General features: G+C 58.5%; 9 protein-coding genes. 3 read left to right on the top strand and 6 right to left on the bottom strand.

All coding sequences use genetic code 11. The annotated features are described in order from the left end of the window. The 3 genes from ftsY to ABJK70_RS16010 all read right to left on the bottom strand — a co-directional run. The coding region (gene ftsY / locus ABJK70_RS16020; protein ID WP_347258459.1) for a signal recognition particle-docking protein FtsY at positions 1-1892 on the bottom strand (1892 nt) is incomplete at its 3' end. Between the two features lie 252 nt (positions 1893-2144). Beyond that, positions 2145-2747 carry a hypothetical protein gene (locus ABJK70_RS16015; RefSeq protein ID WP_133717581.1) on the bottom strand — a complete coding sequence of 201 codons (603 nt, stop codon included), beginning with the start codon at positions 2745-2747 and terminating at the stop codon, positions 2145-2147. Between the two features lie 28 nt (positions 2748-2775). Beyond that, the gene (locus ABJK70_RS16010; protein WP_240502651.1) at positions 2776-3501 is read right to left on the bottom strand and encodes an SURF1 family protein; all 726 of its coding nucleotides are present in this window, start codon (positions 3499-3501) and stop codon (positions 2776-2778) included. Between the two features lie 63 nt (positions 3502-3564). Here ABJK70_RS16010 and ABJK70_RS16005 point away from each other — a divergent pair, with 63 nt between their 5' ends. Continuing rightward, a complete protein-coding gene (locus ABJK70_RS16005; protein WP_077732507.1) occupies positions 3565-3813 on the top strand; it encodes a twin transmembrane helix small protein in 249 nt (82 codons plus the stop codon). A gap of 277 nt (positions 3814-4090) precedes the next feature. Here ABJK70_RS16005 and ABJK70_RS16000 read toward each other — a convergent pair whose 3' ends face one another. The 3 genes from ABJK70_RS16000 to gap are packed head-to-tail and all read right to left on the bottom strand — an operon-like array spanning position 4091 to position 7617. Further along, positions 4091-5089, bottom strand: coding sequence for a class 1 fructose-bisphosphatase (locus ABJK70_RS16000; RefSeq protein WP_156880828.1), 999 nt, complete (start codon positions 5087-5089; stop codon positions 4091-4093). Between the two features lie 59 nt (positions 5090-5148). Further along, a complete protein-coding gene (gene pyk, locus ABJK70_RS15995; protein ID WP_077732509.1) occupies positions 5149-6585 on the bottom strand; it encodes a pyruvate kinase in 1437 nt (478 codons plus the stop codon). An 18-nt stretch (positions 6586-6603) separates the two neighbouring features. After that, positions 6604-7617, bottom strand: coding sequence for a type I glyceraldehyde-3-phosphate dehydrogenase (gene gap, locus ABJK70_RS15990; RefSeq protein ID WP_086135118.1), 1014 nt, complete (start codon positions 7615-7617; stop codon positions 6604-6606). A 305-nt stretch (positions 7618-7922) separates the two neighbouring features. Here gap and ABJK70_RS15985 point away from each other — a divergent pair, with 305 nt between their 5' ends. Both ABJK70_RS15985 and ABJK70_RS15980 read left to right on the top strand, forming a co-directional pair. Beyond that, complete coding sequence (locus ABJK70_RS15985) at positions 7923-8333, top strand: hypothetical protein (protein WP_077732511.1); 411 nt, start codon at positions 7923-7925, stop codon at positions 8331-8333. A 41-nt stretch (positions 8334-8374) separates the two neighbouring features. Beyond that, positions 8375-9006: Lon-like protease helical domain-containing protein (locus tag ABJK70_RS15980; RefSeq protein WP_347258458.1), on the top strand; the 632-nt coding region annotated here is incomplete at its 3' end.

Here is a 9006-nt window from a genome sequence, read left to right as displayed (position 1 = left end):
ACGCCGCCTTTGGCGGTACCGTCGAGCTTGGTGAGCGCGATGCCCGTCAGCCCGACCGCTTCGTTGAACAGCTTGGCTTGGGAAATCGCATTCTGGCCGGTGCTCGCATCGAGCACCAAGAGCACCTCATGCGGCGCGGTCTCGTCCAACCTGCCCATGATGCGCTTGATCTTGCTGAGTTCCTCCATGAGATTCGATTTCGTGTGGAGACGTCCCGCGGTATCGGCGATGAGCACGTCGACGCCCCGCGCCTGGGCCGCCTGCACCGCGTCGTAGATGACCGAAGCCGAATCGGCCCCGGTATGCTGGGCGATCACCTGGACGTTGTTCCGCTCGCCCCAGGTCTGCAACTGCTCTACCGCCGCAGCGCGGAAAGTATCGCCGGCCGCCAGCATGACGCTGTGGCCTTGGTTTTGAAGACGCTTGGCGAGTTTGCCGATGGTCGTGGTCTTGCCCACGCCGTTCACGCCCACGACCAGGATCACGAACGGCCGCGTCTCGACCGGAATGTCGAGCGGAACGCTGACGGGCCGCAGGACATCGTATAAATACTCGCGGAGGCTGGCCGCCAAGGTGCCGACATCGGCTAGCTGATCCCGCTCCAGACTTTCCGTCAGATGGCGAATAATGTCCTGAGTCGCCGTCACGCCGACGTCGGCCATGAGCAATTGGGACTCGATGTCTTCCAAGACGTCGCGATCGATGGCCTTCTTGCCGAGCGCCAGCGTACCCAGAAATCCGGTCAGACCGCTGCGGGTTTTCCCGAGCTGGCTTTTGAGCCGAACGAACATGCCCTCTGGCGTGGGCCGCGCAGGCACCTTTTCGACGGGAACCGGCGGAACGATCGGCGGCAAGACCTCGGCAGGCGGCGCGACACCGATGCGCTCGACGGCTTCCTCGCGCGCGGGCGCTTCGGCTTCGACTCGGCGCGGCAGGCGGAGATAAAAATAGGCATGGAGCACATTCAGCCAAAGCAGCGCGGCCACGGCATGGTGCGCGACCGCCACGGCGACCGGCAGGCGCAGCAGCACCGCTGCGATCCCCAAGCTGATCTCCGCCAGCAGCAAAAAGCTGAGGAGCACACCGGCCTTGCTCAGGTGGGGCACCTTACGATTCGAGGTAATGCCCATGGCCAACAGGCTGAGGACCAGAAATACCGCGACGGCTCCGATACGGTGCGCCCAATGGATGGCGATGCGGGCGTCCAGCGGCAATCCGCCTCTCTGATAGTCGGGACCGGTGCCCCGCCAAAGCGTAAAGCCGTCGACGTAATCGGCATCCGGCCACAGCGAACCCATGCACGTGGGGAAATCGGGGCAGGACAGCGCAGCGTAATTGGACGATGTCCATCCGCCCAGAAAAATCTGCGCGAACAATAACAGCAAAGAAAAACCGCTCAAGCGGCGCAGCCAACGGGTGTCCCCGACCGGCAGAATCTGCGGACTCACGGTGCGGTATAACCAATACAACAGGGCAAGCGTCACAAACCCCGCCATCAGATGGGCCGTGACGATCGCTGGCATGACCAGGAATTTCACCGTCCACATGCCGAGTAGCGCTTGTCCGACCACCAGGGCAAGGCTTGCGTAAGTCAATGCGATCGCCTTGCCCCGGTTTTCCCGCACCCGGAATACGAGTCCCGCCAGTATCAAAACCGAAACGCCCAAGGCTCCGGCAAGATAGCGATGAATCATTTCTTTCCAGGCTTTGGCCGCGTCGAACGGCGTCTGCCGCAACGCCTCGGCGATTTGCGGCTCTTCGACGATCATCTTTCCGTAGCAGCCGGGCCAATCCGGACACCCTAGCCCGGCATCCGAAATGCGGACATAGGCTCCCATCGCCATGACAAAGAAGGCGAGAACCAGGGAAAAAAGCGTTAGATTTCTGAACATAGTCCCACTTTGTTATTGTCGTTTCGAGGTTCCAGCACGACGATCCGGAACGATTAAAGGTTCTGCTTTAGAGCATTTCTCACCACCGTAGGTCGACAATCCCTTGCCGACGAAAACGGTTTGTCAACCCGCGGCGTCGGGAAGGGGCTGGCCGGCGCTCCCGGCCAGGCCGTTTGCGATTGGGAAGGGATTCCCGACCTACCAGGGCGCTAAACCGCATCGGAGAATGTTTCGAAGGCTTGGGCATCCGATTCAGCCGATCTGGGATGCGCGAAGCAAATGCTTTAAATCCTTGAGCATGCCGTAAGGATCGAACCCGGAGTCGTACCATAGCGCGGCATTCCCGAACGGATCGATCAGAATCACCATGTCCTCGGTCAAAGGCTTTCCGACGGCGGCGGCCAATTTCTGCGATAACGCCCCGCTCGTCACCGCCACCAGCAAGGTTTCATCGTCATTGAGCACGGGAGCGAGATCGGCGGCGGCGGAATCGTTTCCGAGCAGCAGCAAACGGCGCACCCTCGGAATTTCCTTGTTCAGCATGAGCCGGATCTGCTTGGTCTTATGAATCGTTTCCGCGCAAGGGTCGCCGCACCTATCCGGAATCACGTGGAGCATCACCCAGCGACCTTTGATCTCCGACAATAGCTCGCTTCCACGGACGGGGTGCGCGAGCAATTCGCCGTAATCGATAGGGCTCGGCGGCTGGATCAGGCTGCCGTAGTTGCTGCGCTTGGTGATCAGCTGCGGATTCTTGGCGTAGTACCAAGCCAGCCCGAAAGGAATAATGGATATTAGGGCGATAAAAATGATCAGGGCGCGATTTCGCCACAGAGAGTTCTTTGCGGTAGACATGGGAAGAATGGGTGAAAAATTAGGGAAATTATTGCCTTCGAGGCTGTAATTTGACGCCGTGGCGAACATATAACACCAGGCCGATTAACGCGAACAGAAACCATTGAAGCGCGTATCCCAGGTTCTTTCCGGGATCGAGGTGGGTTTCCTTCCAAGCCCGGATGTAAGCTTCGTCCACCGTTTCATCCGCCAGAACCTGATAGGGAAGGACCGTGTAGCCCAACCGCTCGCCGATGCGTTCAGGATCGACGACCTGGACCACGGCCGGCCAGCCAGCCGCGGGTATTTCAGCGCCTTCGAGCCTTAAACCAACGCCCGGAAAGCGGTCCACCGAGCCGGCGATTTGTACGCTAGCCTGACGAATATCCACATCGGGCAGTTCGGCTCGGCTTGCACCCATGGGTATCCAGCCGCGGTTCACCAAGACCGCCGAGTCCGTTCCGGCAATGCGCAGAGGAGTCAATACGTGATATCCGGGGCTCTGCTGGTGGACCTGGTTATCCAATAGGAATTGATGTTCCACGTCGTACTCCCCGGAAACGATGACTCGCCGGTATCGAACATCCTCCAAGTTCGGTTCTTCGGCACCCAAGGTCAGCGGTTCATCTTGCATCCGCTGCTGATGCAATGCGATCAAGCTTTTCTTTTCGTCGGCTCGATGCAACTGCCAAACGCCTAAGGAAATGAACAGGGGAAGGACCATGATCGCTATCAGCGAAGCAGTCAGCCCCGGTTTGAAGCTATAATCGCGCAATCGCCACCTCCGGGTGAAAACATCCGGTGCCCGCACCACCTCAAACTAAAAGACAATCTAGTTGTGAAAGTTCTCATCATTCTGCTCCTCCTGGTCATCGTCGGAAGCCTAGGCACGGCCCTGGTTTATCTCGTCAAGGACCGCACCCGTTCTCCCCGAACGGTCAAAGCCTTGACGGTGCGCATCGGCTTATCCATCGGCCTGTTCATCTTATTGCTATTGGCTTACCGCTTCGGCCTTCTGCATCCCCACGGCCTTCCTAAAGTCCAGCAGGGAAACCAAGGGCAAACCGAAGGTTTGCGGCAGCCTTAATCGCCGGAGCGGATGCGCAACGCGTGTTCGCCGCGCGCATTCTCGCATCGTCTCAACAACACTATGATACCCGGCGCAGGCATGAATTAGGGATTTCGCAGTCTATGGATTTTGGCTGGCCGTAGACTGTAGGGTGGATTAGCGGAGCGTAACCCACCGATTCGAGGTCGCTCGGTGGGTTACGGCCTCACGGCCTAACCCACCCTACGCCAGAAACATGAATCGGAACCTTGTTTCTGCCACGTCCCAGAGGGAGAGATGAATGCCTACCGATAGATTACAGGTGATAAGACACCACCCGCTCGACTTCCGCTTTTGATCCCAAAATCACGGGGACGCGCTGATGGATGCCGGCAGGCTCGATGTCCATGATCCGCTGGCGCCCGGTCGAACTGGCCCCTCCCGCCTGCTCGACGATGAAGCTCATCGGATTGGCCTCGTACATCAAGCGCAGCCTGCCTGGCTTGCTGGCGTCGCGGGTGTCGTAGGGATACATGAAGATGCCGCCCCGGGTCAAAATGCGGTAAACCTCCGCGACCATAGACGCCACCCAGCGCATGTTGAAATTCTTCTCCCGGCCGCCGTCCTTGCCTTTGAGACATTCCTCGATATAACGCCTGACCGGTTCTTCCCAATAGCGCTGATTGGACATGTTGATGGCAAACTCGGAGGTTTCCTCGGGAATCCGCATCTTGGGATGCGTCAAAACGAATTCCCCCACATCCCGGTCCAAGGTAAAGCCGTTCACGCCATTGCCGGTCGTCAGCACCATCAGGGTGGTCGGACCGTAGGTACAGAAACCTGCGGCGACCTGCTTGGTCCCCGGCTGGAGGAAATCCGCCTCGGTGGGGTTGTCCCGGCCTTCGGGCGCCCGAAGGATGGAAAAGATCGTACCGACCGTCAGGTTGATATCGATATTGGACGACCCGTCCAGAGGATCGAAGCAAATCAGATATTTGCCCCTCGAATAACTCGGCGGAATCTGGATGATTTCGTCGTTTTCCTCCGACGCCATCGCCGCAAGATGGCCGGTCCACTCCAGCGATCGGATGAAAATCTCATTGGAGATCACGTCCAGTTTCTTCTGCGCTTCGCCCTGGATGTTTTCCGAACCCGCGATACCGAGATTGCCGGCCAGACCGCCGCGATTCACCTCGTGCGCAATCGCTTTGCAGGCGGTCGCGATATCGCTGAGCAGCATGGTGAACTCGCCCGTGGCGTTCGGATTCTTGCGCTGCTCGTGGATGAGAAATCGCGTCAGATAGTCGCCGTTCATGTTTTCTCCCTCATGACGAAAAAAGCAGGAATCGACAGCCCCGAACGGCGGCCCGCACGTTATACGGCGCCGACTCGGGCAATCTTCAAGGCGTTGGTACCGCCGCGCACGCCGGTAAGATCACCTTTGGTCAGGATGACCAGGTCGCCCGGCTTGACCAGATCGCGGCTCAGGAATTCGTTGATGATCTCCCGGTTCAGCACCGCGTGGTCGGATGTCGTGCTGTAAAAGCTGATGGGATAAACGCCGCGATAGAGAGTCACTTTGCGGCAGGTCTTTTCGTGCTGGGTCAATGCGTAAATCGGGATGCCGGAACTGATGCGCGACATCCACAGCGGCGTCGATCCCGATTCCGTCTGCGCGCCGATCGCCTTAACCGGCAAGTGATTGGCGATATACATGGACGCCATCGCGATGGCTTCGTCGATGTAGTCGAACGTCTCGTCGATACGATGGGTGGACTGCCGAACCCGCGGGTGCAGTTCGGCCTCCTTGCATATCCGGACCATCGCCGCGATCGCCTTGTCCGGATATTTGCCGCTGGCCGTTTCGGCGGAAAGCATGACCGCATCGGTGCCATCGATCACCGCATTGGCCACATCGAACACCTCCGCACGAGTCGGCATCGGGCTGTGGATCATGGATTCCATCATTTGCGTGGCCGTTATGACCGCACGGTCCCGGCTTCGCGCCAGCTTGATCAGATCTTTCTGGACCCACGGCAACTGGGCATCGCCGATTTCCACCCCGAGATCGCCGCGTGCCACCATGATGGCGTCGGATGCATCGACGATGGATTCGATCACGCCCGGCTCCAGGGCCTCGGCGCGCTCGATCTTGGCCACGATCCCCGCCTCTCCCCCGGCGGCGCGCAGCAAGTCCCGCGCTTCACGGATATCCGAGGCGGATCGCGGAAAGGATACGGCGAGGTAATCGGCATCGATTTCGGCGGCCGTGTTGATGTCTTCCCTGTCCTTGTCGGTCAGCGCGGCGGCGGACAAGCCGCCGCCCTGTTTGTTGATGCCCTTGTGGTTGGACAACTCGCCCCCGACGACCACCCGGCAGACGATCCGCGAGCCTTCTATCCTGTCGATGCCCAATTCGATGCGGCCGTCGTCCAGCAACAGAACGTCGCCAGGCTTCACGTCCTTGGGAAGATCGGAATACAGGCACCCGACCTGACGTTCGTCGCCTTGGTCCGGGGGGAGAGCCGTGTCGAGATCGAAGCGCGCGCCTTCCCGAAGATGAACCTTGCCGTCCCCTTGGAAACGCGCGATCCGGATTTTGGGTCCCTGCAAATCGACCAAAATGCCGACATGCCGATTCAGCTTGCGGCTGATCGCCTTCACCGCTTCGGCGCGCTTCTTGTGGGTTTCGGCGTCGCCATGGGAAAAATTGAGCCGGACGACATCGATGCCCGCTCTTATGGCCCGCTCCAAAATGGCCGGATCGTCGGTCGCCGGTCCCAAAGTCGCTACGATCTTCGTTCGTCTCATTGAATTAATCGTTCGTGTCTAGCTAGCTTCCATCAAAGCCACCGTGGCATCCAACATACGGTTGGAGAAGCCCCACTCGTTGTCGTACCAGGCCAGTACTTTGACCATGTTGCCCTGCATGACCTTGGTGAGGGTCGCCTCGTAAATCGAGGAGCGGGCATCGTGATTGAAATCCATGGATACCAAGGGCAGGTCGTTGTAACCGAGAATCCCCTTCAATGAACCTTCCGAGGCCTTGCGCATGATGTCGTGAACCTCGTCCTTGCTGGTCTTGCGCGACGCGACGAAAGTGAGATCGACCAGCGAAACGTTGATGGTCGGGACTCGAATCGCGAAACCGTCCAGCCGGCCGGCCAATTCGGGCAATACCAATCCGACCGCCGCCGCGGCGCCGGTCTTGGTGGGGATCATCGATTGCGTGGCGGCCCGAGCGCGACGCAGATCCTTGTGGTAAACGTCGGTCAGCACCTGATCATTGGTGTAGGAATGGATCGTAGTCATCAGACCGTGCTGAACGCCGATCGCCTCGTGCAAAGGCTTGACCAGCGGCGCCAAGCAGTTAGTCGTGCAGGAGGCGTTTGAAATCACCGTATCGGTTGCCTTCAGAGTCTGATGGTTGACGCCGTAAACGACGGTAGCGTCCACGTCTTCTCCCCCCGGTGCCGAGATGATCACTTTCTTCGCCCCCGCTTCGAGATGGACCGATGCCTTGGCCTTGGAGGTGAATATGCCGGTGCACTCGTGGACGACATCTATGCCCAGATCGCGCCAGGGCAACTTGGCCGGATCCCGCTCGGCAAACACGCGTATCCGGTCGCCGTTGACGATCATGTAGTCGCCATCCACCGAAATTTCTCCCGGAAAGCGTCCGTGTACCGTATCGTATTTGGTCAAGTGCGCGTTGGTATTGGCGTCGCCCAGATCGTTAATCGCTACGATTTGAATTTCCCCGGTCCGTCGCGACTCGTACAACGCCCGCAGGATATTTCGCCCAATACGGCCATATCCGTTGATAGCAACTTTTATCGTCATAGTTTTTCTCCAAACTCAAAGGGTAACGGTGCTGATGAGATGGTCTTTTATGATTCTTGAATTGGACTGACCTCGTCCGGACGCGTTCACGCTGGCACTTGGAACGGAGAGTGAGAACTGACTCGACATGCCGGGGCTTTCCACTAAATTCATACCAGAAGTGGGACGCCAGCAGTGCTTACATCCCGGCTTTCTTGACAAGTCTGCCTTTCGAATATAGCAAACTCACACTTTGTATTCCAGATGATTGAAACTGGCCGGGCTAAGCGTTAGCGTAAGCTGGAACCTATTGCGAGGGCGGCGAGATGTACACGAAAGAAATCTTTTATCGTACCCGAGAGCTCAAGCGGGAAAGGCGCAATCTGGCCGCCGTCGTTTACAACCGGTCGAGAACCCTGCTTTATCGAAGCGGCGAAAAGGCTTTGTTCGTCCCTATCCGCAGCATGCAGTATCTGGCCGTGATCGATCCGGAGGAAACCGTCTTTCTGGATGGCGCCGTTTCCCGCAGCAATATCGTGCTCGCCTGGCAGAATTTTCGATCTTCGGAGCGCAGCGCCCTGGACCAGCCGGTCCCTTACGACGCGGTTTATTACACCGAAGACTCACTGAAGATCATGCCGCGCATCCAAAGCGAATTTCCGCGCGCACTACAGCAGATGGACCGGAAAATGCGGAGTGCCTCCACATCGGAAGCCAAGATCGTTCCGTTGAAATAGCTTTCCGACCGCCAAAAAATACCGCTGCCAGCATATCCCCGATGACGAACTCTTACGGAATGTCCGGGCTTCCTCCCGCAGCTCTCAAAGCTCGCATTCGACCGGAGGAACTGCCCTTCGCCACAACCGAGGACCTGGAATCCTTTCGCGGCATGCTGGGACAGAGCCGGGCGCAGACCGCCATCGCCTTCGGCGTCGCCATGCAAAGACCGGGCTACGACATCTACGTGATGGGCGAAGCCGGAACCGGACGGCTTTCGCTGGTGACCCATTACCTCAAAGCGCGAGCCAAGGAGCGGCCGTCTTCGAGCGACTGGGCCTATATCAACAATTTCGACGACCCGCGCAAGCCTTTCGCCCTGCAACTTCCGCCGGGCCAGGGAAAATCCTTGCTCGCCGATATCGAAATGCTGGTCGACAATCTGCTCGCAACCTTTCCGGCTGCCTTCGAGAATCCGGCTTATCAAAGGCGCAAAACGGCCATAGATCGGGAGGTCAAGCAACGTTACAACCAAGCGGTCGACAAAGTCGAACGGCGCGCGAAAGACCTTAAGATCGCCCTTTTCCGCGACGGCGACACCGTAGTGTTCAGTCCCTTGGTTAACGGCAAGCCCGCCGACGAAGACGACTTCGCCGCCTTGCCGGATACCGAAAAGTCCAGCTTTCACAGCCA

Source organism: Methylocaldum sp., assembly GCF_039794385.1.
GTDB lineage: Bacteria > Pseudomonadota > Gammaproteobacteria > Methylococcales > Methylococcaceae > Methylocaldum.
This window is presented reverse-complemented; position numbering and strand designations above follow the sequence as displayed.